21 protein-coding genes, 1 tRNA gene and 2 pseudogenes are annotated in these 25,236 nt (G+C 75.5%); 10 read left to right on the forward strand and 14 right to left on the reverse strand.

Annotated elements, in window-relative coordinates; genetic code table 11:
* The 3 genes and pseudogenes from AB0469_RS39305 to AB0469_RS39315 form a co-directional block, all read right to left on the reverse strand.
* Positions 1–716: pseudogene (locus AB0469_RS39305) on the reverse strand (hypothetical protein); the annotation flags it as partial.
* The gene (locus tag AB0469_RS39310) at positions 713–2,194 is read right to left on the reverse strand and encodes an FAD-dependent monooxygenase (protein ID WP_366456407.1); all 1,482 of its coding nucleotides are present in this window, start codon (positions 2,192–2,194) and stop codon (positions 713–715) included. The gene AB0469_RS39310 and the pseudogene AB0469_RS39305, both read right to left, overlap by 4 nt.
* A 98-nt stretch (positions 2,195–2,292) precedes the next feature.
* Complete coding sequence (locus tag AB0469_RS39315) at positions 2,293–2,856, reverse strand: toxin-antitoxin system, toxin component (RefSeq protein ID WP_366456408.1); 564 nt, start codon at positions 2,854–2,856, stop codon at positions 2,293–2,295.
* A 373-nt stretch (positions 2,857–3,229) separates the two neighbouring features.
* On the opposite strand from AB0469_RS39315, the gene AB0469_RS39320 reads away from it, so the two are divergent.
* A complete protein-coding gene (locus AB0469_RS39320) occupies positions 3,230–3,655 on the forward strand; it encodes a hypothetical protein (protein ID WP_366456409.1) in 426 nt (141 codons plus the stop codon).
* Positions 3,656–3,668: 13 nt separating this feature from the next.
* Here AB0469_RS39320 and AB0469_RS39325 read toward each other — a convergent pair whose 3' ends face one another.
* Positions 3,669–4,472: a helix-turn-helix transcriptional regulator gene (locus AB0469_RS39325; RefSeq protein ID WP_366456410.1), complete on the reverse strand. Its 804-nt coding sequence runs from the start codon at positions 4,470–4,472 to the stop codon at positions 3,669–3,671.
* Between the two features lie 189 nt (positions 4,473–4,661).
* On the opposite strand from AB0469_RS39325, the gene AB0469_RS39330 reads away from it, so the two are divergent.
* Positions 4,662–4,967, forward strand: coding sequence for a 4a-hydroxytetrahydrobiopterin dehydratase (locus tag AB0469_RS39330; protein WP_366456411.1), 306 nt, complete (start codon positions 4,662–4,664; stop codon positions 4,965–4,967).
* Positions 4,968–4,994: 27 nt separating this feature from the next.
* Here AB0469_RS39330 and AB0469_RS39335 read toward each other — a convergent pair whose 3' ends face one another.
* The 4 genes from AB0469_RS39335 to AB0469_RS39350 all read right to left on the reverse strand — a co-directional run bounded on the left by AB0469_RS39335 (position 4,995) and on the right by AB0469_RS39350 (position 9,395).
* The gene (locus AB0469_RS39335; RefSeq protein WP_042820496.1) at positions 4,995–5,396 is read right to left on the reverse strand and encodes an RICIN domain-containing protein; all 402 of its coding nucleotides are present in this window, start codon (positions 5,394–5,396) and stop codon (positions 4,995–4,997) included.
* Between the two features lie 94 nt (positions 5,397–5,490).
* On the reverse strand, positions 5,491–6,333 hold the full coding sequence (locus tag AB0469_RS39340; protein ID WP_366456412.1) for an aldo/keto reductase: 843 nt from the start codon (positions 6,331–6,333) through the stop codon (positions 5,491–5,493).
* Between the two features lie 167 nt (positions 6,334–6,500).
* Positions 6,501–8,324 carry a long-chain fatty acid--CoA ligase gene (locus AB0469_RS39345; protein ID WP_366456425.1) on the reverse strand — a complete coding sequence of 608 codons (1,824 nt, stop codon included), beginning with the start codon at positions 8,322–8,324 and terminating at the stop codon, positions 6,501–6,503.
* A 219-nt stretch (positions 8,325–8,543) separates the two neighbouring features.
* The gene (locus AB0469_RS39350; RefSeq protein WP_366456413.1) at positions 8,544–9,395 is read right to left on the reverse strand and encodes a LysR substrate-binding domain-containing protein; all 852 of its coding nucleotides are present in this window, start codon (positions 9,393–9,395) and stop codon (positions 8,544–8,546) included.
* Positions 9,396–9,538: 143 nt separating this feature from the next.
* On the opposite strand from AB0469_RS39350, the gene AB0469_RS39355 reads away from it, so the two are divergent.
* Together AB0469_RS39355 and AB0469_RS39360 are read left to right on the forward strand one after the other, a co-directional pair.
* A complete protein-coding gene (locus tag AB0469_RS39355; protein ID WP_366456414.1) occupies positions 9,539–10,591 on the forward strand; it encodes a bile acid:sodium symporter family protein in 1,053 nt (350 codons plus the stop codon).
* 9 nt (positions 10,592–10,600) lie between these two features.
* Positions 10,601–11,026, forward strand: coding sequence for a (2Fe-2S) ferredoxin domain-containing protein (locus tag AB0469_RS39360; protein ID WP_366456415.1), 426 nt, complete (start codon positions 10,601–10,603; stop codon positions 11,024–11,026).
* A gap of 11 nt (positions 11,027–11,037) precedes the next feature.
* Here the strand turns inward: AB0469_RS39360 and fdhD are convergent, their stop codons facing one another.
* Positions 11,038–11,883, reverse strand: a complete 846-nt coding sequence (gene fdhD, locus AB0469_RS39365; protein WP_366456426.1) for a formate dehydrogenase accessory sulfurtransferase FdhD — start codon at positions 11,881–11,883, stop codon at positions 11,038–11,040.
* Between the two features lie 219 nt (positions 11,884–12,102).
* On the opposite strand from fdhD, the gene AB0469_RS39370 reads away from it, so the two are divergent.
* The 3 genes from AB0469_RS39370 (at position 12,103) to AB0469_RS39380 (ending at position 15,110) form a co-directional block, all read left to right on the forward strand.
* Positions 12,103–13,044, forward strand: a complete 942-nt coding sequence (locus AB0469_RS39370; RefSeq protein WP_366456416.1) for a beta-ketoacyl-ACP synthase III — start codon at positions 12,103–12,105, stop codon at positions 13,042–13,044.
* A 201-nt stretch (positions 13,045–13,245) separates the two neighbouring features.
* Positions 13,246–13,330 (forward strand) — tRNA-Leu (locus AB0469_RS39375).
* A 103-nt stretch (positions 13,331–13,433) separates the two neighbouring features.
* Entirely contained in the window at positions 13,434–15,110 is a 1,677-nt protein-coding gene (locus tag AB0469_RS39380; RefSeq protein WP_366456417.1) for a serine/threonine-protein kinase, read from the forward strand.
* Between the two features lie 344 nt (positions 15,111–15,454).
* Here the strand turns inward: AB0469_RS39380 and AB0469_RS39385 are convergent.
* Positions 15,455–16,174: pseudogene (locus tag AB0469_RS39385) on the reverse strand (IclR family transcriptional regulator C-terminal domain-containing protein); the annotation flags it as partial.
* Positions 16,175–16,992: 818 nt separating this feature from the next.
* A complete protein-coding gene (locus AB0469_RS39390; protein WP_366456418.1) occupies positions 16,993–17,595 on the reverse strand; it encodes a sigma-70 family RNA polymerase sigma factor in 603 nt (200 codons plus the stop codon).
* A 384-nt stretch (positions 17,596–17,979) separates the two neighbouring features.
* Here AB0469_RS39390 and metG point away from each other — a divergent pair, with 384 nt between their 5' ends.
* Positions 17,980–19,695: a methionine--tRNA ligase gene (gene metG, locus AB0469_RS39395; RefSeq protein ID WP_366456419.1), complete on the forward strand. Its 1,716-nt coding sequence runs from the start codon at positions 17,980–17,982 to the stop codon at positions 19,693–19,695.
* A gap of 153 nt (positions 19,696–19,848) precedes the next feature.
* The gene (locus AB0469_RS39400; protein ID WP_366456420.1) at positions 19,849–21,048 is read left to right on the forward strand and encodes a glycosyltransferase 87 family protein; all 1,200 of its coding nucleotides are present in this window, start codon (positions 19,849–19,851) and stop codon (positions 21,046–21,048) included.
* 10 nt (positions 21,049–21,058) lie between these two features.
* Here the strand turns inward: AB0469_RS39400 and AB0469_RS39405 are convergent, their stop codons facing one another.
* From AB0469_RS39405 to AB0469_RS39415, 3 genes are read right to left on the reverse strand one after another with little or no spacing between them, the layout of a single operon-like run.
* The gene (locus AB0469_RS39405) at positions 21,059–21,925 is read right to left on the reverse strand and encodes a hypothetical protein (RefSeq protein ID WP_366456421.1); all 867 of its coding nucleotides are present in this window, start codon (positions 21,923–21,925) and stop codon (positions 21,059–21,061) included.
* 59 nt (positions 21,926–21,984) lie between these two features.
* Entirely contained in the window at positions 21,985–22,653 is a 669-nt protein-coding gene (locus AB0469_RS39410) for a response regulator transcription factor (protein WP_366456422.1), read from the reverse strand.
* Complete coding sequence (locus tag AB0469_RS39415) at positions 22,641–24,056, reverse strand: sensor domain-containing protein (protein WP_366456423.1); 1,416 nt, start codon at positions 24,054–24,056, stop codon at positions 22,641–22,643. The genes AB0469_RS39410 and AB0469_RS39415 overlap by 13 nt, the downstream gene beginning before the upstream one ends.
* 187 nt (positions 24,057–24,243) lie before the next feature.
* Here AB0469_RS39415 and AB0469_RS39420 point away from each other — a divergent pair, with 187 nt between their 5' ends.
* Entirely contained in the window at positions 24,244–25,116 is an 873-nt protein-coding gene (locus AB0469_RS39420) for a helix-turn-helix transcriptional regulator (protein WP_366456424.1), read from the forward strand.
* Positions 25,117–25,236: the final 120 nt, after the last annotated feature.

The following is a 25,236-nucleotide window of genomic DNA, read 5'->3' on the forward strand; positions in this document are numbered from 1 at the left end:
ACCACGAACCCCGAACCCACCAGCAGCGCCGCCGCCGAGGCCAGCGGCGGGGCCACGTCCGTGGACAGCACGTCCCAGTCGCGGCCCGCCCAGCGGGCACCGACCGCCGCCCACTTCGCGACGAGGTAGCCGAGGTCCAGCACCCCGCCGAGCATCAGCAGCGCCAGCCCCGTGCGCAGCGGCCGCAGCGCGGGGTCCACGCGCAGCATCCACTTCAGGGAGAGCACGCTCAGCGCCGTGCTGCCGACCGTGTGCGCCAGCAGGTAGCAGACGATCATCTCGCGCAGCCAGGGCGTGTTCGCGTAGTACGTGTCCAGGTCCCGCAGCCGCTCGACCGGCGCGTGCCCCACCGCGAACAGCACCGCGATCAGCACGGTCACCGTGCCGAAGGCCCCCACCGTCAGCCGCGTCGCCCGCTGCAGGCCCGCCCCCGGACGCCCCGACCAGTGCAGGATCAGCACGACCGAGGCCCCCGAGAAGGCGGTCAGGACCCCGTACACGAGGGGAGCGGCGAAGTTGGCGACGCCGGTGAGCCGGTTGACCGCCGCCAGCGAGGGCGGCGCCGCCAGGAACGTCAGCAGGACGCCGACCACCAGCAGCGCGCACACGGCCCGCATGATCGGCTGGTCCCAGCCCCGGCGGATGGCCGGGGCCTTGATCAGCAGGGCCAGCGCCATCACCGAGCCGGCCAGGTAGAGGACCAGGCCGTACCTCACAGGGAGCGGCCCGCGGGACCGGCCTCCCGGGCCGGGCCGTCGGCGTCGGCGCGGCCGTCCGGGAGCCGCGCCGCCCCCGCCGGCCGGTCGAGCCCGGCCACCGTCCGCTCGGCGGCCGTCAGCGGCGGGGCCTTGAGGCCGCCCCGGGCGGTGGAGCGCAGCACCCGCCAGAGCACCTCCGGGCGGAACCAGGCGGTGGGCGGGCTGGTCATCGTGATCACCTCGAAGAAGGCGGCCGTGAGCGGCTCCTCGACGGTGGCCCCGGCCATCAGCCGGTTGACGTACGCGTCCAGCAGGCCCGACCCCGGCTTCGGCCGCATGCCCGTGGCGCCCGGATAGAGGATGTCCTGCGAGGTGGCCAGGGTCCAGGCGGCGGCCACCTGCGGGGTGAGCGCGCGCTGCGCCGCGTTGCCGAAGCCGGGCCGGGACAGGCCCCCGGAGCGCAGCAGGGCGCGGACGGCGAGCAGCCCCCGGGCGGCGACCGTCATGCCCTGGCCGTAGAGCGGGTTGAAGGTCGCGACGGAGTCCCCGACGGCGAAGAAGCCGTCGGGGAGGTCCGCCTTCTCGAAGTGGAGGCGCCGGTTCGTGGTGCTCTGGGTGACGGCGACGTCGGTGAGGGGGGTGCGCCCTTCCAGGAGCTGCCCCACGATCGGGTCGCGCAGGTCCTTGGCGAACGGGATGAAGGCCTCGGGGTCGCCGGTCGGCTGCCCGCCCCGGGTGCCGGACAGGGTGGCCTGCCACTGGCCGTTCTCGATGGGAACGATCGTCGCGGTGCGGCCGGGGACGGGAACCCGCGGGTCGGACTGGACGTTGACGATGGGGAAGCCCAGCGCGTGCCCCCCCTCGGGCGCCCGGAAGATCCGCGTCGCGTAGACGAGCCCGGAGTCGACCTCGGACTGGGGGACGGCGCCCGCGCCGAGCTCCTCCAGCCAGAGCCGGGAGCGCGAGCCGCGCCCGCCGGCGTCGACGACCACGTCCGCCGGGACCAGCAGGCCCTCCTCCCGCGGGGTGTCGACGCGGACGCCGGTGATCCGTGCGGCCGTGCCCTCCAGGCCGCGCACCCGGGTGCGCGGGAGGACCTCGACCCCGGGCAGGGCGGTGACCCGGGCGCGGACCACCGAGTCGAGGAGGTCGCGGCTGCAGGAGACGGTGAACTGCTTCTCGCCGTAGCGCGGGAGCCAGCCGTGGGCGGTCATCGTCACCACGTCGGTGGGCAGCCGGCGGCGGATCGCCCCGGCCGACGTCCAGGCGTCCGTGATGCCCGGCAGTATCTCCTCGATGGCGCGCGCCCCGCCCGACCACATCACGTGGACGTGCCGTGCCTGCGGCAGCCCGCGCCGGGGCTCCGGGCCCTCGGGGAGGGAGTCGGCGTCGATGATCGTGACCGTCGCGTGCTCGGAGAGGACGGCCGCCGTCAGGAGACCGGCCATGCTGCCGCCGATGACGACGGCGTGGCGCGGCGGGGAGGACTGGGTCATCGTGTGGTGCTCTCTGTCAGGCCGCCCGGAACCCGGCGCAGGTCCGGCGGCGGCTCGGGCGAGTGGGCGGGGGCCGGCGGGCGTCCGGGGGCGGGCGCTCAACGGCTCCAGCCGAGCGAGGACTTGATCCGGTCGATGCCCTCGGGGGAGGGGTCCTGCCGGGGCGGGGGCAGGTACGTCCTGAGGATCGTGCCGAGGTGCAGCCCGAAGGTCTCGGCGCGGACCTCCGCGGGGTCCTCGGAGTCGGCGCGCGCGGCCGCCTGCCGGACCACGGCGTCCAGCCCCGAGTCCGGGCGCAGCAGATCGGCGAGGCTGCCGCGGGGGCCGGCCAGGCGGGCGGCCGCGGCCGTGCCCGGGCCGTGGACGTCGCAGGTGCCCTCGTCCAGGTGCCACAGCTCGTGGCAGGCGATGACGAGCTGGTGCTCGGGCCGGGTCCGCGCCTCGACGACGACCAGATCGCGGTCCTCCAGTTCCAGCCACAGCCCGCTCGCCGTGTCCGGCGGGAAGGGGACGAGGCGGAACTCCACCGGCCGGCCGCCGCGGCGGCGCGCGTAGGCGGCGCACAGCCCGGCGATGATCTCGGGGGCCCCGGACGGCCGCGCGAGCCGCGCGCCCGCCAGCAGGTCGGCCGCCAGCCTGCGCATGGTCCGGGTGGTCCTCATCGCGCTTCCCCTTCGGCGACGGCGACGGCGACGGGCGACCGCTCCCGGCCGTGCGCGTCGCGGCGGGTGGCGGCTCGCACCGGGTGGTTCTCCTACGTCGACAGGGCGTTCGAGGGGGGCTCGGTGCGGTGAAGCCTAGCCGCCGCTCCCGCGCCGAACCAGCGCATCCCCAACATTGGCGCCATACGGACGGGTAGCTTTCCGGCCGCCCCGAACGGGCCCTTCCGGGACCCCGCCCGCCATGACCCCGGAGGTAATCGACCCCGCCGGGAGCGCGGCGGCACAGTGGGGCCATCGGGTTCCGGGGCCGCGCACTCGGCCCCGGAACCCGCACCTACGGCACGCACTTCGACCCCAGTGGAGGCTGACCGCCATGTCCGCGACCCTGCTGTCCGGCTTCGCCCGCACCACCGTCCCGCAGACCGCGCTGCGCCGCTTCCTGGCCCTCGACGCCGTGGTCACCACCGGCAACGGCCTCGCCTACGCCGCCTTCTCCGGACCGCTGGGCCGCCTGCTCGGCGTGGGCCAGTCCGCCCTCTTCGCGCTGGGCCTCTTCCTCACCGCCTTCGGCGCCGGCGTCGGGTGGCTGGCCTCGCGCCGCCGCCCGCCGGCCTTCCCGGTGCGGTTCGTCATCGAGGCCAACTACGCCTGGGCGGCCCTCAGCCTGCTCTCGCTCGCCGTCTGGCTCTCGCCCACGACGGCCGGCGCGGTGTGGATCCCGGTCCAGGCCCTCACCGTCGCCTCCTTCGCCCTCCTCCAGCAGCTGGCGCTGCGCGCGACCGCCCCCGCCGCCCGCTGAGGCGGGGCGCGGGTCACCCCAGGGTGCGCAGGTACTTCACCGTCGCCGGGTCCGCCGGGAGGAAGGTCTCGATGGCGAGCTCGGCGACGGTCACGTCCATCGGCGTGTTGAAGGTGGAGATGGACGACACGAACGACAGCAGCTGCCCGTCGTGCTCGATGCGCAGGGGCAGCGCGATGTACGGGACGGGCTCGTCCGGCTCGGCGTCCCCCGGCCGCTCCGCCACCGGGTACGCGGCCACCTCCTCGTACAGGGCGCGCAGCGGCGCGGAGCGGGCCAGCGCGATCTGCCGCTCCATCTGGGCCAGCAGGTGCCCCCGCCACTCGCGCAGGTTGTGGATCCGCGGGGCGAGGCCCTCGGGGTGCAGGGTGAGCCGCATGGCGTTCAGCGGAGGCGCCAGCAGGTGCTCCGACACCCCGTCCAGCAGCATCGCGATGCCCCGGTTGGCCGCGATCACCGTGTACGTCCCGTCCACGACCAGCGCCGGATACGGCTCGTAGCCGGTCAGCAGCCGCTCCAGGCCCTCGCGCAGGGCCCCCATGGACGGGTCGTCGAGCGGGGTGTGCGCGTACCGCGGCGCGTAACCGGCCGCCAGCAGCAGCGCGTTGCGCTCGCGCACCGGAACGTCGAGGTGGTCGGCGAGGCGCAGCACCATCTCCTCGCTGGGCCGCGAGCGGCCCGTCTCGATGAAGCTGATGTGCCGCGAGGAGGAGTCGGCGCGGCCCGCCAGTTCCAGCTGGCTGATCCCGCGCCGCACCCGCCAGGCGCGCAGCAGGGGACCCACGGAGGTGCCGTCCGCCAAGGTCGAGGTCGTCATGGCCACGACGTTAACGGAGGGCCCTCGGGCGGGCCGGAGGCGTCCCGGGGTGTGGGACGGCGCGCCCGGCGGTCCCGGGGACGCGCCCGGGCGCACCGGCGCGGGAAGGGTTCGCTCCGGCGCGTACCGTGGAAAACTGACTGCACATCACGGATCAGAGACCGGGCAACGAGCACGAGGAGGCTGCGGATGCCGAGCGAACCGCTCTCGCAGAAGGAGATCGAGGACCGGCTCCGGGAACTCCCCGGCTGGGCCTTCGAGGACGACCGGATCCTGCGCACCTACCGGGTGGACACGCACCGCGCCGCCAGCGCGCTCGTGGTCCACATCTGCGTGGTCCAGGACGAGTTGAACCACCACTCCGACCTCACCCTCGGCTACAACACCGTCCGCCTCGCGGTGAACAGCCACGACGCCGGCGGCCGCGTCACCGAGAACGACTTCGCCCTGGCCGAACGCGTCGAGGCCCTCGCCCCCGCCCACGGCGCGAGCTGACCGCCGGCCGGCCGGCCCCGGCGGGGGTCAGGCCGGCTCCAGCCGCCACCACTGCGACGGGGAGTCGGCGTCCTCGCCCTGCCGGGCCCGGCCCTCGCCGTCGGCCTCCAGCAGCAGGCCGCTGATGCACGCCACCAGGGAGACCACCCCCGGGTCCTCCAGGTGCTCCTCGACGACCCACTCCTGGGCGCCGAAGGCGTTGGCCCGCCACACCTGCACCCGCGCCCCGCTGTCCGTGGAGGCGTTCGCGACGTCGAGGCGCCGGCCGTTGTCCTCGCTCACCACGTGGAACACACCGGAACCGCTGTGCGTCGGCGCGAGCCGCCACCGCCGGGCGGCCACGGGCGCGGGCGGCCCGTCGGGGCCGACCCGCACCCGGGAGGCGCCCTCCAGCTGGAGCACCAGCCCGCTGCCCGCGTTGCGGATCAGATAGACCCCTGCACGCGGGCCCGGGGGACCGTCAGGGCCGGAAGCGCCCGAGGAGGCGGCGGAGCCGCCGGAGCGGGGAGCGTCCACGTCCGCTTCAGACGTCGAAGACGGCCGGGTCGGGACCGATGCGGCCCCCGTCCGCGCCCAGCGCGTCGAGCGCCGCGAGGTCCTCGGCGTCCAGCTCGAACCCGAACACGTCCAGGTTCTCGCGGATCCGGGACGGGGTCACCGACTTCGGGATCACGATGGTGCCCTGCCGCAGGTGCCAGCGCAGCACCACCTGCGCCGCACTGCGCCCGTGCTTGGCGGCCACGGCGGCCACCGCCGGGAGCTCCAGCAGCTCCTTGCCCTGGCCGAGCGGGGACCAGGCCTCGGTCGCGATGCCGAGCGAGGCGTGCAGCGCGCGCAGTTCGGCCTGCGGGAACAGCGGGTGCAGCTCGACCTGGTTCACCGCCGGGACCAGGGGGCTCTCGGCCCCGAGCCGCTCCAGGTCCGCCGGGCGGAAGTTCGACACGCCGACGGCCCGGGCGCGGCCGCTCGCCGCGATCTCCTCGAAGGTCTTCCAGATGGTGAGGAAGTCGTCGCGCATCGGGCGCGGCCAGTGGATCAGGTACAGGTCGACGTGGTCCAGGCCCAGCTTGCCGAGCGAGTCGTCGAAGGCGCGCAGCACCGCGTCCCGGTCCCAGCGCCGGTCCGGCCCGTTCCACAGCTTGGTGGTGACGAACAGCTCCTCGCGCGGCAGCCCGGAGCCGGTCACCGCCCGGCCGGTTCCCCGCTCGTTGCCGTAGACGGCCGCCGTGTCGACACTGCGGTAGCCGGCCTCCAGCGCGCTCCCGACGACCCGTTCCGCCTCGGCGTCCGGCACCTGCCAGACGCCGAAGCCGAGCTGGGGCATCAGCGTGCCGTTGTTGAGCTTGATGCGGGGGACCTGGTTCACGGTGGGTGTTCCTCGGGGTCGGCGCGGTGCGGGGCGGTGCGCGCGGGACGCACGAGGGGCCACAACCGGCCTCACGCGCCGCATATTCCCGGCCATCGGAGCGGCCGCCCGGCACCACCCGGACGGCCCAGCCCGGCCTCCGGAGGGGGCGGCCTCGGGAGGGGGCCTCAGGAGGGGTAGAGGCCCGCGATCTCCCGGGCGTACGCCTTCTCGATCGCCCGGCGCTTCAGCTTCAGCGAGGGCGTCAGCAGCCCCCGCTCCTCCGTGAACTGCCCGGCCAGCACCCGGAAGGCGCGGATCTGCTCGGCCTGCGACACCAGGGTGTTGGCGGCCACCACCGCCCGGCGCACCTCCGCCGTCAGCGCCGGATCCTCCACCAGCTGCTCCGCCGACCGCTGCGCCAGCCCGCGCATCGACAGCCAGTGCGCTATCCCCTCCATGTCCAGGGTCACCAGGGCCGCGACGAACGGCCGGTCGTTGCCCACCAGCACGCACTGGGACACCAGCGGGTGCGAGCGCACCCGCTCCTCCAGCGCCGCCGGGGCCACGCTCTTGCCGTTCGAGGTCACCAGGACCTCCTTCTTGCGCCCGGTGATCGTCAGATAGCCGTCCCCGTCCAGCCGCCCCAGGTCCCCGGTCGCCAGCCAGCCGCCGCGCAGCACCTCCTCCGTGGCCCGGGTGTCGCCCAGGTAGCCGGCGAAGACGTGGGGGCCGTGCAGCCACACCTCCCCGTCCTCGGCGATGTGCACCGTGGTCCCCGGGATCGGGGGCCCCACCGTCCCGTACTTCACCGCCCCCGGCGGGTTCGCGGTGGCCGCCGCGCAGGACTCCGTCAGCCCGTACCCCTCGAACACCGTGATCCCGGCGCCGTCGAAGAAGAGCCCCAGCCGCCGCGACATCGCCGACCCGCCCGACATCGCGTGCCGCAACCGCCCGCCCAGGGCCTCGCGGACCTTGCCGTACACCAGCCTCTCGAAGAGCTGGTGCTCCATCCGCAGCGCCGCCGAGGGGCCCGGACCGGCCCCGAACGCCTTCTGCTCCCGCGCCTGCGCGTACCGCACGGCCGTCTCCACCGCCCGGTCGAAGGGCCCCGAGCGCCCCTCGGCCTCCGCCGTGCGCCGCGCCGCCGCGAAGACCTTCTCGAAGACGTACGGGACCCCCAGCACGAACGTCGGCCGGAAGGCCGCCAGGTCCGGGAGCAGTTCCGAGGCGGCGAGCGCCGGCTGGTGGCCGAGCTTGACCCGCGCCCGTACGGCGGCCACCTCGACCATCCGCCCGAAGACGTGGGCCAGCGGCAGGAACAGCAGGGTGGACGGCTGCTCGCCCGGCCCGGCCCGGAAGACCGACTGCCAGCGGGACACCAGCGTGTCGGCCTCGAACATGAAGTGCGCGTGGGTGAGCACGCACCCCTTGGGGCGGCCCGTGGTCCCCGAGGTGTAGATGACGGTGGCGACCGCGTCGGGGGTCACGGCCCGCCGGTGCCGGTGCACCACGTCCTCGTCCACCCCCCGCCCGGCCGCCACCAGTTCCGCCAGCGCCCCCGCGTCGAGCTGCCACAGCATCCGCAGCTCCGGCAGCCCCTCGATCACCGAACCGACCGTCATCGCCTGGTCCTCGTCCTCCACGACGCACCCGGTGCAGGAGGAGTCGGAGAGGATCCAGTGCACCTGCTCCGCCGAGGACGTCGGGTAGACGGGGACGGGCTGCGCGCCGATCGCCCACAGCGCGAAGTCGAACAGGGTCCACTCGTAGCGGGTGCGCGCCATCACCGCGACCCGGTCCCCGAAGCGCACCCCCTGGGCCAGCAGCCCCTTCGCGAGCGCGAGCACCTCGCCGGCCAGTTCCGCGGAGGTCACGTCCCGCCACGCCCCGGCCGTCTTGCGCCCGAGCGCCACCCCGTCGGGGTCCTGCCCGGCATGCTCGAAGACCACGTCGGCCAGGCCGCCGACCGGCGAGCCGCTGACCACGGGGGGCACGGTGAACTCGCGCAACATTCCGCTCCTTGGGTCCCGGGCGCCGAGACGCTACCCCACCGGCCGCGCCCCCCGGCACCCCTGCGGAGATCTCCACAGGATCCCCCCGCGCGCCACCCCGCGTGACCTGCGCACTCGTCCGCCGGAACCCCGAAGGGGCGTCACCCGGACCACCGTTCGGCCCCCACCGGGGACGTCACCCCGCGGCCCCCACCGGGGACGTCACCCCGGTCCGTCCTACGCCGGCCGGCTCAGGCGGTCGCCGCCCGCCAGGACGGCCGCCGCCAGGGCCTCCGCGGCCGGCGTCGGACGGCGGCCCTGGAGCAGGGCGAACTCCACCGGGCCCAGCTCCGGCAGCCCGCCCACCCGCACCAGCCCCGGCGGGATCAGCCCCCGGGTGTGCGCCATCACCCCCAGCCCCGCGCGGGCCGCCGCGATCAGACCGCTCAGGCTGCCGCTCGTACAGGCGATCCGCCAGGCCCGCCCCTCACGCTCCAGCACCTCCAGCGCCCGCGCCCGGGTGATCCCCGGCGGGGGGAACACGATCAGCGGCACCGGGCGCTCCGGGTCCAGCCGCAGCCCCTCCGCCCCGATCCACACCATCCGGTCCCGCCACACCAGCCGGCCCCGCTCGTCCCCGGGCCCGCGCCGCTTGGCCAGCACCAGGTCCAGGCGCCCCGCGTCCAGCCGCTCGTGCAGGATGCCCGACAGCTCGACCGACAGCTCCAGGTCCACCTCGGGGTGCTCGTGCCGGAACCCCTCCAGGATCTCCGGCAGCCGGGTGAGCACGAAGTCCTCCGACGCCCCGAACCGCAGCCGCCCGCGCAGCCGGGTCCCGGTGAAGAAGGCCGCCGCCCGTTCGTGCGCCTCCAGGATCGTGCGCGCGAAGCCCAGCAGGGCCTCCCCGTCCTCCGTCAGCGCGACGCTGTGGGTGTCCCGGGCGAACAGCGGCCGGCCGGTGGCCTCCTCCAGCCGCCGCACGTGCTGGCTGACGGTGGACTGCCGCACCCCGAGCCGCCCCGCGGCCTGGGTGAAGCTGAGCGTCTGGGCCACGGTGAGGAAGGTCCGCAGCTGCACCGGGTCGTACACACCCCCAGACTATGCGCGGCCATCACGGAACGCGATGACAGTCAGAGCGGTGTGCGGGTTTCCCGATGACCGTCCACCGGCGACGATGGGAGCCGCCCCTCCGCCACGGGGGCGCCCTTTTCCGACAGCAAGCGAGCACCGCCATGCGACGCCCCCGCCTCCCCGCCCGCCTCCCCCTGGACCCCTACGTGTCGGCACTGCTCGCCACCGTGGGCCTCGCCGCGCTGCTCCCCGCCCGCGGTCCGGCGGCCGCCGTCGCCGAGGGCGCCTCCTCCGCAGCCGTGGCCCTGCTCTTCTTCCTCTACGGGGCCCGGCTCTCCACCCGAGAGGCCCTCGACGGACTGCGCCACTGGCGCCTCCACCTCACCGTGCTGGCCTGCACCTTCCTGCTCTTCCCGGCCCTCGGCCTGGCCGCCCGCGCCTTGGTCCCCGCCCTCCTGTCGCAGCCCCTCTACCAGGGCCTGCTCTTCCTCTGCCTGGTCCCCTCGACCGTCCAGTCGTCCATCGCCTTCACCTCGATCGCCCGGGGCAACGTCCCCGCGGCCATCTGCGCCGGCTCCTTCTCCAGCCTCGCGGGCATCGTCCTCACGCCCCTCCTCGCCGGTGCCCTGCTCGGCGGCGGCAGCGGCGCCCTCTCCACCGACGCCCTCCTCAAGATCGTCGTGCAGCTGCTGCTCCCCTTCCTCCTCGGGCAGGTCCTGCGCCGCTGGGTCGGCGGCTTCCTGACCCGCCACAGGAAGGTGCTCGGCTACGTCGACCGGGGCTCGATCCTGCTCGTCGTGTACGCCGCCTTCAGCGCGGGCATGGCCGCCGGCGTCTGGCACCGGGTCGGCCTGCGGAGCCTGGGCGCGCTGATGGCCGTGGAGGCCGCGCTCCTCGCCGTCATGCTCCTCGCCACCTGGTACGGGGCCGCCCGCCTCGGCTTCGGCCGCGAGGACCGGATCGCGATCCAGTTCGCCGGGTCGAAGAAGAGCCTCGCCGCCGGACTCCCCATGGCCAGCGTCCTGTTCGGGGCCCAGGCGTCCCTCGCCGTGCTACCGCTGATGCTCTTCCACCAGATGCAGCTGATGGTCTGCGCCGTCCTGGCCCGCCGGCGCGCCCGCGACCCGCTGACCCCGGACGGCGTCCAACTCCCCGGCACCCGTGTGGCGGAGGTCTCCCCCCGGCTCCAACACCCCGCTCCGCGCGGCCGGTAACGTGCGTCGGTGACCTGGATACGCCCGCTCGCCGCCCATGCCCCGCGCCCCTGCACCCTCGTGGTCTGCCGGGGCTGCTGCTGCGGGGACCCCCGCAAGAACCCCGGCACCGACCACGCGGGCCAGCTCGCCCGGCTCCAGGAGGCCGCCGCCGCGTCCGGAGGCCGACTGGCGGTGCGGACCAGCGACTGCCTCGGGCCCTGCGAGCGGGCCAACGTCATCGTGGTCCAGCCGACCACCGAGGCCCGCCGCCGGGGCGCCCGCGCCGTCTGGTTCGGCTGGGCCCTGGACGACACCGCCACCGACGAGATTATCGCCTGGGCCGCGTCCGGCGGCCCCGGCACCACCCCGCTCCCGGCCACCCTCGACCTGCACCGCATCGACCCCCCGGAGCCGAAGCCGGCCGCCACCCCGCGCCGGGGCCGCCGCCGGTAGCCGGGCGCTCGCTACGCCGCGTCGGGGGCGGGCAGGAGGATCCGCTCCTCACCCGCGTAGATGTTCATGTCCGGCCCCCGCAGGAAGCCCACCAGCGTCAGCCCCGAGTCCAGGGCCAGGTCCACCGCGAGCGAGGACGGCGCCGACACCGACGCCAGCACCGGGATCCCGGCCATCACGGCCTTCTGCGCCAGCTCGAAGGAGGCGCGGCCCGAGACCAGCAGGACCGCCCCGGCCAGCGGCAGCCGCCCGTCCTGCAGCGCCCGTCCGACGATCTTGTCCACGGCGTTGTGCCGCCCCACGTCCTCCCGCAGGTCGAGCAGCTCGCCCTCCGCCGAGAACAGCCCGGCGGCGTGGAGTCCGCCCGTGCGGTCGAAGACCTTCTGCGCCGCGCGCAGCCGGTCCGGCAGCAGGGAGAGGAGGTCGGCGGGGATCCGCACGGGATCCGCCGCGAGCCCCGGGAAGCGGGTCGCCGTGCGCACCGCGTCCAGGCTGGCCTTGCCGCACAGGCCGCAGGAGGAGGTCGTGTAGACGTTCCGCTCCAGCGTGATGTCCGGCACCGGAACCTCGGGGGCCAGCTGCACGTTCACCACGTTGTAGGTGTTGGAGCCGTCCTCCGTGGCCCCCTCGCAGTAGGTCACGGCCCGGACGTCCGAGGCCCGCGCGATCACGCCCTCGCTGACCAGGAATCCCGCCGCCAGCGCGAAGTCGTCACCGGGGGTGCGCATCGTGATGGCCAGCGGCTTGCCGTTCAGCCGTATCTCCAGCGGCTCCTCGGCGACGAGGGTGTCCGGCCGGACACCGGCCGCCCTGCCCCGTACCCGTACGACGCGGCGCCGCTCGGTGACCCGTCCCATCGCGATCAGCCCGTCCGTTCCGTTCCCGTCGCACACCCGATCGTGCACCTGACGAGGACATTCTCCCGGATCCCGGACGGGCCCCGTCTCCGGTCAGGAGGATGCTCGGAATTCTCCAAATTCCCATGGCCTAATCCTGTTGGGTTACACGCAGACGTACTCATCAGTAGCAGGAGAAGGTGAATGATCCTGACTGCCGTACAAAGGGGGATCCCGCCCATGACCGGTTCACGCGTGGTGGCGCTTGGGCACTACCAGCCCGCGAAGGTGCTCACCAACGAGGACCTCGCGGCCATGGTCGAGACGAGCGATGAGTGGATCCTCTCCCGGGTCGGTATCAGGACCCGCCACATCGCCGGTCCCGAGGAGCCGGTCGACGAGCTGGCCTACCAGGCCGCCGCGAAGGCCCTGGCCAACGCCGGCCTGACCCCCGACGACGTCGACCTCGTGCTGGTGGCCACCTCCACGGCCATCGACCGCTCCCCGAACATGGCCGCCCGCGTCGCCGCCAAGCTGGGCATGAGCAGTGCGCCCGCCGTGATGGACCTGAACGTCGTCTGCTCGGGCTTCACCCACGCCCTCGCCACCGCCGACCACGCCATCCGGTCCGGATCCGCCACCCGCGCCCTGGTCATCGGCGCCGACAAGATGGCCGAGATCACCGACTGGAGCGACCGCACCACCTGCGTGCTGACCGGCGACGGCGCCGGCGCGGCCGTGGTCGAGGCCTGCGCCGAGCCCGCCATCGGCCCCGTGCTGTGGGGCTCGGTCCCGGAGATGGGGCACGCGGTGCGCATCGAGGGCACACCCCCGGTCTTCGCGCAGGAGGGCCAGTCCGTCTACCGCTGGACCACCAGCCGGCTGCCCGCGCTCGCCCGCAAGGCCTGCGAGAAGGCCGGGATCACCCCCGAGGAGCTGGCCGGCGTCGTCCTGCACCAGGCCAACCTGCGGATCATCGAGCCCCTCGCCGCCAAGATCGGCGCCGTGAACGCCGTCGTCGCCCGGGACGTCGTCGACTCCGGCAACACCTCGGCGGCCAGCATCCCGATGGCCCTCTCCAAGCTGGTCGAGCGCGGCGAGATCCCCTCCGGCGCCCCGGTCCTCCTGTTCGGCTTCGGCGGCAACCTCTCGTACGCCGGCCAGGTCATCCGCTGCCCTTAGGGCGCGCCTTGCGGATCAGACCGGGCCCCGCCCGGCGCCCGCCCCGTACCGGGGCGGGCCCCGCCGTATCCGGCCCCGGAGCATGCCCGCAGGTCAGCGCGGCGTGGCGGGCCGGCGGCCGGGCGGGAAACCTGGTCGGAGGCCCGCCGATCCTTTGCTATTGTTGTCCATGTCGCCGCGGGAAACCGGGGCCGACCACCGGTCCGGGTGGCGGAATGGCAGACGCGCTAGCTTGAGGTGCTAGTGCCCTTTATCGGGCGTGGGGGTTCAAGTCCCCCCTCGGACACAGACGAAGAACCCCACTCCGGTGGGGTTCTTCTTTTGCGTTCCGGGGCGGAGCCGCGCGGGCTGCCGCAGAACCCGGTGGCCGGATCCGCCCGTGCGGCATCATGGGCCTGACCGGGTCGAGGGGGAGCAGCGTGCCGCAGGACGAACCGCGCAACGAGGTCGTGATCGCCGGGCGGTACCGCCTGGGGAAGAGGCTGGGCCGCGGCGGCATGGGAACCGTCTGGCAGGCCTCCGACGAGCTCCTGGGCCGTTCGGTCGCCGTGAAGGAACTCCACGTCGGCGAGGGCGAGCGTACGGCGGGGGCGCTGCGCGAGGCGCGCACCGTCGCCCAGATCAAGCATCCGCACGTGGTCGTCGTGCACGACGTCGTCGAGGACGACGGCCGGCCGTACATCGTCATGGAACTCGTCGAGGGCGGCTCGCTCGCCGACCGCCTCACCGCCGACGGCCCCCTGGACGCCGGCGAGACCGCCCGCGTCGGACTCGCCCTGCTCGGCGCCCTCGGCGCGGCGCACGAGCGCGGGGTGCTGCACCGGGACGTCAAGCCCGCCAACGTCCTCATGGAGGCGGGCACCGGACGGGTGGTGCTCACCGACTTCGGCATCGCCCGCCTCGCGGGCTCCACCACCATCAGCGAGACCGGCGCGTTCGTGGGCTCGCCCGAGTACACCTCTCCCGAGCGGATGCAGGGGGCCGACGCCGGCCCCGCGTCCGACCTGTGGTCCCTGGGCGCCCTGCTGTGCGCCGCGCTGACCGGCGAGTCCCCCTTCCACCGGGACTCGCTGGGCGGGGTCCTGCACGCCGTCGTCCACGACGAGATCCGCCCGCCGGCCCAGGCCGGGCCGCTGACCCCGCTGGTCCGGGGCCTGCTGGAGCGCGACCCCGGGCGCCGGCTGGAGGTGGCTCAGGCCCGTCGGATGCTGTCGGCGTACGTGACCACCGGCAGCCTCCCCCTCCTCGGCCACGCCCCCGGCCCGCACCGGCCCGTCGGCCCCGCGGCCCCCGCCCCGGCCGGCTACACGCCGACCGAACGCGCCACCGCGCACACCGGGCCCGCGCCGCAGCCCCGGGCGGGCCTGCGCGTCGGGCTGGTCGCCGCGCTCGTCCTGGCGGCCGTCATCGGCTCGGTCGCCGTGACCTCCCTCCTCTCGGACCGTACGGACGCCGGGGGGCGGCCGGCCGCGCAGGGCGAGCGCGCCACGCCTTCCCCCGGCGCGGCGACGACCGGCCCGCGGCTCCCGGTGGTGTCGGCGCCGGCCGCGGCGGCCACGGCGACGGCCACCGCCACGGTGACCGCCACCGCCCCGCCCCCGCAGGCGCAGCCCGGCAGGGCCGCGCCCGACGGGTACCGGACGGTGGCGGACCCGGACGGGTTCGCCCTCGCCGTACCCCTGGGCTTCCAGCGCACCACCGACGACCAGCGGGTCTTCTACGTCTCCGCGGACGGCGCGTTCCGGATCGGCATCAAGGTCGGGCCCTCGTCGCCGGGCGGCCCGCTCGCCGCGATGCGGCGGTCCGACGCGGACGGCCCGTCCAACAACCCCGGCTACCGCGACCACTCGGTCGTCCCCACCACCCACGACGGACTCCCTGCGGCCCTGTGGGAGTTCACCTGGAACGGCTTCACCGCCGCCGAGGGCGCCCGGCACACCTACGACCTGTGCTGGGACGAGAACGGCCGGATGTACGACGTCTGGGTGTCGGCCCCGGTCGGCCGCCTCGCGCAGGCCAGGGCCCACTTCGACACGGCCCTGGACTCCTTCGTCCCCGGCGCCTAGACCCCCGCGCGACCCGCCCCCGCGGGCCCCGCGATCCGTCAGGTGCCCAGGACCACCAGGCCCCCGCGGGCCGGCAGGCTGCCCGGAGCCAGGGGGCCCAGGGTCCGGGGGAGGGCCAGGCGAGGGCCGCCGCCCCCCGGGCCGGTGTCGTCGAACAGGTACGCCGCCCCCGACACGGAGTCGCTGACCAGGTGCGGCCCGGAGGCCGACTCCGTGAACCGGGCCAGCGGGGTCCGGAAGACCCGGCCCAGGTGGCGCAGGGCCTCCGGGGTCGGCGCGGTGTCCGCCGCGGGCACGGCCCCGGCCGCCCCATCCGCCGGGGTGTCCGGGGGGATCGCACCCGACAGCAGCAGGGCCAGCAGCACGGGGACCGCCTTGCGGCGCAGGGCCTCCGTCGCTCCGCGCAGGCGGTGGGCGTGCGCGGCGGGCAGGGAGAGCGCCAGGCTTCCGGCGGCGCCGCCCGTGGCGATGGGCACCGCCGCGCAGACGACGCCGGGGGAGTACTCGCGCAGGTCGAAGACCGGGGCGCCGGGGGCCAGCGCGTCCAGGGCGCTGAACAGGACCCGGCTGTCGGTGATGGTGTGCGGGGTGAGCCGGGCCGGGCGGTGGCGGGCCACGTGGTCGGCCCGGACGTCGTGGTCGAGCTGGGTCAGCAGGCACTTGCCGACCGCGCTCGCGTGCGCGGCGTCCCGGAAGTCCACCCACTCCCGCACCGGCGGAGCGCCCGGGCCGTCCGCCATCTGGGTGATCCGGACCTCCCCCTCCGCGTACCGGCTCAGGTAGACGGCGGCGCGCGCGCTGTCCCGGGCCAGCGCCAGGGTGCGCTGGAGCTGGTCCGCCAGGCCCGCGCCGCCCGGGGCCGCGAGCCGGTCCAGGGCCGGGCCGGGCGCGTACACCCCGGCGCCCGGGCGGGAGGCGTACTCCTCCTCGCACAGCATCGACAGCAGTGGGCGCAGCGCCGCGTCCGTCAGCCCGGTCCTCCGCGCGAGCCGCCCGGCCCGCACCCCCAGCGGGTGCCGCTCCAGGACCCGTACGACGTCCAGGGCGCGCCGCGCCTGCTCCATGGCCTCGCCGGTGTCGGTCCGCACCGCCGTCCCGCGCGCGGCCGACGCCGGCGCGGGGTGGCGCGGCGGGCCCGCGGCGGGGCGCGGCCGGCGCTCCCGCCGCTCACGGTGCTCCGGCACCGGGGGCGGCGCCAGGAAGGCGGTCAGCACCCCGGGGAGCTCCGGCCGGGGCAGCGGCACCGGGCCCAGGTCGGGGTCGTCGCACTGGTCGACGTACCGCAGGACGGCCGCCTGCGCGCACAGCCGGACCTCGCGCAGCTCCCGGCGGCCGCCCGGCCGGAAGCCCCGGCGGCCCAGCTCGCGGGCCCAGAGGCGGGCGTCGTGGTGCTCGCCGCGCCGGGAGTGGTCGAGGAAGAGGCAGTAGGCGGCGGGGGCGGTGCGCGCGCTCCCGGACCCGGCGGCGAACTGCCACCAGAACCGCGCGCCCTCGCGCAGCCCCGCCAGGTGCAGCAGGCAGCCGAAGACGAGCGCCCCCGGCGGGTCGGCGTGGGTGCCGTCGGCGAACCGGCCGAGGTCGCGCCCGGCCTGCGGGTCGCACACCACGGCCAGGCAGGCGGCCTTGAGGTCCCGGCGGGCCCGTTCGGAGTCCAGCGGGCAGTCCCGGGCGGGGTCGCTCCAGCCGAAGGGGCGCCGCCGGCTGCGGTTCGTCGCGGCCGGGGCGCCGGGGGCGCGGGGCGGGCGCAGCAGGCGGGCCTCGGCGGCGCCCAGGTCGTAGTGCGGGTAGCGGTCGCGCACGCCCGCGCGCGCCAGGAACTCGGACAGGGCGCGGGGGGCCGGGCCGGAGCCGCCGTGCGCGCCGGTGCGGTCGTCGGCGGCACTCATGATTCGGGGGCGGCGTCGAGCAGCCGCGCGAGGCGCCGGTGGGCCTGGCCGAGCTGCGAGCGGACGGTGGCCTCGTCGACCCCCATCACGGCGGCGGCCTCGCCCGGGGAGCAGTGGAGCCCGTAGCGCAGCACCACGGTGTCGCGCTGCCGCTCGGCCAGGCGGGCGACGGCCTGGTAGAAGCGGATGGTGTCCGTCAGCACCTCGTACTGGTCGGGGTGCACCTCCTTGAGGGCCGCCTCGAAGGCGCTGATGTCCATCGGCTCGGGCCGGCGCAGGCGGGGGTCGCGGCGCTGCTGCCAGTCGACGATGCGCTGCTTGAGCACGGTCCAGGCGTAGGCGTCGAGACGGTCCATGTGCAGCATGCGCAGCCATTCGTGCATGATCGAGTCGAAGGTGGCGTCCACCGCGTCCTCGGCATCGGCGTCGGAGCCGAGCTGGAGGTACGCGAAGCGCATGTACGCCGGCCGCCGGTTGCTGTGGAAGGCCCAGTACGACAGGCGCGCGGTCGGGTTCCACTGGCTCATGGGCGTCGGCTGCCGCCGCCGGCTGGGCAGTCCCACGGCCCCGCCGGACTCCTCCGGTCCGCCATCGTTCACCGTTCCCCACCTCATCCCCTGGTGCCGGTCCATGAGAGCAGTACCGGCGCACTCGGGGGGCGTGGAGGAGAAACCTGAAGGGATTACGTTGGGTGGTGACCGGTTCGTGAACGAAGTCGATCAGGCGGAGGGTCGGTCGGCACGTACGCATATCCCGGCGGCACGTACGCCTTCGGAGGCCCGCCCGCGGGCCTCCGCCGTCCCCTCCCGCGCCCCGGCGCGGGGTCCCCGTCCGCCCTCCGGATACCGGTCGGGGTCCGCGCCCGCGGTTCGATACGATGAACCGCCTCACCATGCGTATTCGGCACGGCACGCCCCCGGCGGGCCGCCGCCGCACGGAGCCGCATGGATCCGTAGAAATGAACTGAAATGGAGCATCCGAGGATGGCTCGACACCTGATCACCAGCGCGCTTCCCTACATCAACGGGATCAAGCACCTGGGCAACATGGTCGGGTCGATGCTTCCGGCGGATGTGTACTCCCGGTACCTCCGCCAGCGCGGCCACGACGTCCTCTACATCTGCGCCACCGACGAGCACGGCACCCCCGCCGAACTCGCCGCGAAGGAGGCCGGGATCTCCGTCGCCGACTTCTGCGCGCAGGCCCACGACGCCCAGAAGGCGGTCTACGACGGCTTCGAGCTGTCCTTCGACTACTTCGGCCGCAGCTCCTCCGCGCAGAACGCCGAGATCACCCAGCACTTCGCGCGGCAGCTCCAGGCGAACGGCTTCATCGAGGAGCGCGCGATCCGGCAGGTGTACTCGCCCGCCGACGGCCGCTTCCTGCCGGACCGCTACGTCGAGGGCACCTGCCCGCACTGCGGCTACGACAAGGCGCGCGGCGACCAGTGCGAGAACTGCACCCGCGTCCTGGACCCCACGGACCTGATCGAGCCCCGCTCGGCCATCTCCGGCTCCACCGAGCTGGAGGTCCGCGAGACCAAGCACCTCTTCCTCCTGCAGTCCAAGCTCCAGCACGAGGTCGAGGCCTGGGTCGCGCGCCACGAGGAGGAGTGGCCGCAGCTGGCCTCCTCCATCGCCCGCAAGTGGCTGACCGAGGGCCTCCACGACCGCGCCATCACCCGCGACCTCGACTGGGGCGTCCCGGTCCCGGCCGACACCTGGCCCGAACTGGCCGCCGAGGGCAAGGTCTTCTACGTCTGGTTCGACGCGCCGATCGAGTACATCGCCTCCACCAAGGAGTGGGCCGACGCCGACCCGGCCGCCCGCGACTACAAGGCGTGGTGGTACGAGGCCGAGGACGTCCGCTACACCCAGTTCATGGCCAAGGACAACGTCCCGTTCCACACGGTGATGTTCCCCGCCACCGAGCTCGGCACCCGCGAGCCGTGGAAGATGGTCGACTACGTCAAGGCCTTCAACTGGCTGACCTACTACGGCGGCAAGTTCTCCACCTCGCAGAAGCGCGGCGTCTTCACCGACCAGGCGCTGGAGATCCTCCCGGCCGACTTCTGGCGCTACTTCCTGATCGCCAACGCCCCCGAGTCCGACGACTCCTCCTTCACCTGGGAGCACTTCGCCGCCACGGTCAACAAGGACCTCGGCGGCACCCTCGGCAACTTCGTCAACCGCGTCCTGACCTTCTCCCGCAAGAAGTTCGGCGACGAGGTCCCGGCCGGCAGCCCCGCGGGCGAGGCCGAGGCGAAGCTGGGCGAGCAGATCGCCGAGCTGCTCGCCGAGTACGAGGGCCACATGGAGACCCTCCAGTACCGCAAGGCCGCGGCCGCGCTGCGCGCCCTGTGGTCCGCCGGCAACGCCTACCTGGACGAGAAGGCCCCCTGGCTGGAGGTCAAGACCGACCTCGACGCCGCCGCGCTCACCCTGCGCACCGCGATGAACCTCATCCACCTCTACTCGGTGGTCTCCGAGCCGTTCATCCCGGCCTCGGCGCGCGCCATGCGCACCGCGTTCGACCTGCCCGGCGACACCGCGACCTGGGTGACCCCGGAGCAGGCCAGGGCACTGGACGCGGTCCCCGCCGGGACCCCGTTCACGGTGCCGCCGGTGCTCTTCGCCCGGATCACCGAGGAGGACCTGGAGTCCTACCGCGAGCGCTTCGGCGGTTCCCCGGAGGCGTAAGGCCCCCGACCCCGCCGCCCGAAGGGCGCGACCCCGCCGGGGTCGCGCCCTTCGGCGCGTCCGCAAGAAGCGGCCGGGGTAGGGAAAACCCCACCCCGGAAGCTCCGCCTGGACGTGCAGACCGGGCCGGGTCCGCCCGGCTGGAATGGGGCCATGACCCCTTCCCGTACCGCGCGGTGGACCGCCGGCTGGCTGCTCGCCGCCGCGTGGGCCCTGTCCTTCCCGCTGTTCTCCACCCTGGCCCCGCACCGCCTGTGGGGGTGGTGCGCGGGGGCCGGATACCTCGCCGCCGCGGCGGCCACCGCCCTCGGCCGGCGCCGCGCGGCGCTCGGCGCGGCCCTGCTGGGCGCCGTCGCCGTCCCCCTCCTGTTCCTGGTCCTGACCGGGCAGGGCCAGTCCGAGGTCGGCGTGATCGAACGGTCCGGGCGGCTCCTCCTCGACACCGGGAAGACGTACGTCGACCACCCCGCCGGGGTGGGGGAGTACACCCCCTACCTCCCCGCCGCGTCCCTCCTCGGCCTCCCCCGCGCCCTGCTGGAAGGCGGCTCCGGCGGGGGAGGGGAGTGGGCGGTCCGGCTGCTGGGCGACGCCCGCCTGTGGTGCGCGGCCGTGCTCTTCGCCGGCCTGCGGGCCGGCCGCCGCCTCCTCGGCGCAGGCCCTTCACCCCTGCTCCCGCTGCTGGTGGCCTCGCCGGTGGTGGCGCTGCCGCTGGCGGTGAGCGGGGTGGACCTGCCGCTGGCGGGGCTGTGCTGCCTCGCCCTCGCGGCGGCCGCCTCCGGGCGCCCGGGTCTCGCCGGGGCGGCCCTGGGCGCCGCGTGCGCCCTCAAGTGGACGGCGCTGCCCGCGGTGGCGGTGGCGGCGGCCCTCCTCGGCTCCCGCTCCGGTGCCCGGGCGGCGGTCCGCTGCGCGGTGGTGGCGGGGGCGGTCACGGCCGCCCTGGTGCTGCCGGGCGCCGTGCTCCAGCCGGCGGAGCTGTGGCGGCAGGTGTTCGCCTTCCCGACGGGCCGGGCGCCGGTGCCGACCCCGGCGGGCAGCCCCCTGCCGGGGCACCTGCTCGCGGAGCTCGGGCCGTGGGGCTGGTACCTGACGGTGGCCCTGCTGGTGGCGGCCGGCCTGGCGGTGGCGCTCTCGCTGCGGGTGCGCCCGCCGCGCACGCTGGTGGCCGCGGCGGACCGCCTCGCACTCGGGCTCACCCTGGCCTTCGTGCTGGCCCCGGCGGGGCGCTTCGGCTACCTGGCGCTGCCCGTGCTGCTGGTGGTCTGGGCTCGCTCGGCGGCCCCCGCGGGCCCCGTCCCCTCGCGGGTGGTGGCCCGGTCCCGGACGCGGGGGCCGCGGTCGGCGCCGGTCCGCTGACGGTCCGGGGTCAGGGCGTGCCGGCGCCCTCGTAGCGGTGCACCCTCGCGCCGGCCTCGTTCTGCAGGGGCTGCAGCCGGTCGACCAGCTTCTGGAAGCCGCCGCTGCGGCCGTCGCTCCACTGCGCGAGCCCGACCACCATCACGCGGCCCACGCCCGTGAAGGACTGCACCAGCCCGGTCTCGGGCCCCAGGGTCGCCAGCCCGGATCCGGGCGGCGGGGCCTGCGGGCCGACCTGGTAGTCGTCGAAGGCCATCGACAGGCTGGTCACCACCCCCACGGTGTCCCGGGGGTCCCTCAGGGTGAACACGGCGAGGTTGAACTGGTTGTCCTGCGCGTCCTTGTAGAGCGCGACCTGCTCGCCGACGCAGCCCTTGCCCTCGGAGATCATGCGGGTGAGGCGGGGACCGACCGAGTCCGGCCGGGTGCAGGAGTCCAGCACCTTCGCACCCACCAGGGTGAAGGCGCCCCCGGCGCCGTCCGGGACCTCGGACGGGAAGACGTCGGCCAGCGGGACCATCGGGCGGTCGGCGGCGGCGCCGGGGGCGGGAGGCGACGCCGGGGCGGTCGGGGCGGTCGGGGAGGCCGTGGCGGCGGGGGCGGCGGGAGCGCCGGTGGCGGCCGGGGCGGAGGCCGTGTGCCTCGGCCGGGCGGTGACGCGTTCCTCGTCGGCGGGGTCCGTCATCTCCAGAGTGACGAGTGCCAGGGCCGCCATCAGCAGGCACAGTCCGAGGACGACCGGCCAGGTGCGCGTGCGCTCGGGCGCGGCGGGCTCGTGGATCGAGGCGCCGCGGACGAAGTCCTCGTCGAGGACCACGTTCCACTTGTCCTCGTCCGGTCCGTCCGGGCCTGGGGGCATCGCATCGTTCTTCGGCACCCTGAGACCCTAGTGACCGCTTCCGCCGATCTGAATGCCCCCAGGTCACAGCCTCATCACTATGCGGGCCCCGGGCTTGCGGCGCCGCGCAGGTGGGCCAGGACGGCCAGGACGCGGCGATTGCCCTCCGCCGGGTCCAGTTCCAGCTTCGCGAAGACGCTGCCGGCGTGCTTCACGACGGAGGCCTCGGTGACGAACAGCCGGGCCGCCACGGCCTGGTTGTTGAGGCCCTCCGCCATCAGGGCGAGCACCTCGCGCTCGCGCGGGGTCAGCCGGGCCAGCGGGTCGTCCACGGGCCGTGGGGCCAGCAGGACGCGGACCACCTCGGGGTCGATGACCGTCTGCCCCGCGTGCACCCGCCGCAGGGCGTCGAGGAACTCCTCCACCTCGCCGACCCGGTCCTTGAGCAGATAGCCCAGCCCGGCCGCAGAACCGCCCGCGAACAGCTGCGTCGCGTAGGCGGTGGCCACGTACTGCGAGAGGACCAGGACCGGCAGCGCGGGGTCCCGGGACCGCAGTTCGAGCGCGGCCCGCAGCCCCTCGTCGCGCAGCCCGGGCGGCATCCGCACGTCCGTGACGACCACGTCCGGCCGTTCGGCCTCCACGGCCCGCAGCAGGGCCGGGGCGTCGCCGACGGCCGCGAGGACCCGGTGGCCGCCGAGGGCCAGCAGCTCCGTCAGGCCCGCGCGCAGCAGCACCGAGTCCTCGGCGAGGATCACCCGGAGCACGGCACCTCCACCCGCAGCCGTGTGGGCCCGCCGACCGGGCTGGACACCGTCAGTCTCCCCCGCAACATCGCCACCCTGTCCGCGAGTCCCGCCAGGCCCGCCCCCGCGCCGGGATCGGCCCCGCCGCGGCCGTCGTCGGTGATGGTGAGGGTGAGCCGGTCGCCCTCGACCCTACCGGCGACCGCGACCCGGGAGGCGCCGCTGTGCTTGGCGGCGTTGGCGAGGGCCTCGGTGACGGTGAAGTACGCGGTGACCTCGACCGGTTCGGGCAGCCGGGGCACGTCCAGGTCCACGGCGACCGGCACCGGGTGGCGCAGCGCCACCTCGGCGACGGCGGCGGCCAGCCCGTGGTCGGACAGCACCTGCGGGTGCATGCCCCGCACCAGGTCCCGCAGCTGCGACAGGGCCAGCTTCGCCTCCCCGCGCGCCCGGCGCACGAGCACGGCCGCGCTCTCCACCGGGGGCGGGCCGCCGACGTGCACGGCCTGTCCGGGCGGACCACCCACGGGAACACCCCCTGAGGCCGGTCCGCCCGGAGCCGGGGGCGCCGGTGCGGCTGCGGCCCTGCGCAGTTCCCGCTCGGCCAGGCCCAGGGTCATGCTGAGGGCGACCAGCTGCTGCTGGGCACCGTCGTGCAGGTCCCGCTCGATGCGGCGCCGTTCCGCCTCGAAGGCCTCCACCAGCCGCACCCTCGACCGGGTCAGCTCCAGCACCCGGGCGTCCTCCTCGCGCGGCCCGAGCAGCAGCCGGGCCGTCTTGACCTGCGCCCCGGCGACCAGCGCGCCCGCGTACGCGGCGAGCACCAGCCCGGCCAGCCCCACGGCGGTCCCGCCGAGCGCCTCCAACGGTCCCGCCACCGCCTCCCCGGGTATCAGCATCACCGGCTCCGGGGCGAGGGCCCACACGATCACCGGGGCCGCCGCCAGCATCAGGGAGAGCGCCAGCAAACCCAGCACCCCGAACCCGGCCGCCCCGAAGACCACCCCGAACAGCAGCGCGTACCCCAACTCCCGCCAGGTGGCGCGCTCCCGCAGCCGCGTCCGCAGCCAGGCCGCCGGGCCGGCCCCGGCCAGCGAGGTGTGCGGATCCCCGACGGGCTCCGGCTCCACCCACCGCAGCCGCCACCGCTCCAGCTCCCCGAGCGGCACCGCCCCGGCCACGGCACCGACCAGCAGCACCAGCCCGATCCCGGCCACCGCCAGCAGCACCCCGAGCCCCAGCAGCAGGACCAGGGCGCACAGCACCCCGTACCCGAGCGCGCACCCGCCGCCCAGGTACGCCCAGCACCGCCACGGCCACCAGGACCCCAGGAACCGCAGCGGCCGCCGCAGCATCCGCCAGACGGCCACGGGAGGTTCGGGGGGCGTCTCGGCCGGCGGTGCGGCAGTGGAGGATCCGGGCATACGGCCACCCTAGGCGACGCGCCCCGCGCACCCGACGGGCCGTCACCTGCCCCCGCCGGCAGCCGCGCAGGGCCCCTCCCCGCCGCTCCGCCCCTCCCGGGGCACGGCCGGGGCAAGGGCCTGACCTGCGCGTTCCCCCGCCGTCGGGCGGCCGTCGGACGTGGCGGGCGGGCTTAGGATGCGGAGCATGACGCAGAGCGGACCCAAGACCGAGCTCGGTGACTTCCTGCGCTCCCGCCGTGCCCGGATCCGGCCCGAGGACGCGGGGCTGACCGCCTTCGGCGGGCGGCGCCGGGTACCGGGGCTGCGGCGCGAGGAGCTGGCGCAGCTCGCCGGGGTCAGCGTCGACTACTACACCCGTTTCGAACAGGGCCGCGCCGAGAACGTCTCCGAGGCCGTCCTCGGGGCCGTGGCCGCCGCCCTGCGGCTGGACGGCGCCGAGACCGCCCACCTGACCCGGCTGGTGCGCAACACCGGGCGCGGAGCCCCCGCTCCGGCGGCCCAGGAGCCGCAGCGGGTCCGGCCCGGCCTGCTCAGGCTGCTGGAGTCGATCCCCGGCACCCCGGCCTTCGTCCTGGGCCGCCGCACCGACGTCCTCGCCTGGAACCCGCTCTTCGCGGCGCTGTTCACCGACTTCACCGCCCTGCCGGCGCAGCGGCGCAACAAGGCCTGGGCGGTCTTCCTGCACCCCGCGACGCGCGACCGGTTCGCCAACTGGGAGACCAAGGCCCGCGACCTCGTCGCCCACCTCCGCTTCGACCTCGCGCGCCACCCCCACGACCCCCGCGCCCATGCCCTGATCGAGGAACTCACCGAGCACAGCCCGGAGTTCGGGCCGATGTGGCGGGCCCAGGAGGTCTCCGGGAAGACGCACGGCGGCTACCGCCTGCGGCACCCGCTGGCCGGCGGGTTCACCCTCGCCTACGAGGCCCTCAGCCTTCCGGACGACCCCGACCAGACGCTGGTCGCCTACACGGCGGAGGCCGGCTCCCCCTCCGAGGCGGCCCTGCGCCTCCTCGCGGGGGCGGCCGCCGGAGAGCGGACCCGCACCCCCGCCTGACGCCACGCCCGGCCCGCCCGGCCCGCCCGGCCCGCCCGGCCCGCCCGGCCCGCCCGGCCCGCCCGGCCCGCCCGGCCCGCCGGCCTCGCCGCCCACGCCCGGCACGCGCCCTGGCCGTAC

The sequence above is a fragment of the Streptomyces sp. NPDC093801 genome, assembly GCF_040701585.1.
Classification (GTDB): Bacteria; Actinomycetota; Actinomycetes; order Streptomycetales; family Streptomycetaceae; genus Streptomyces.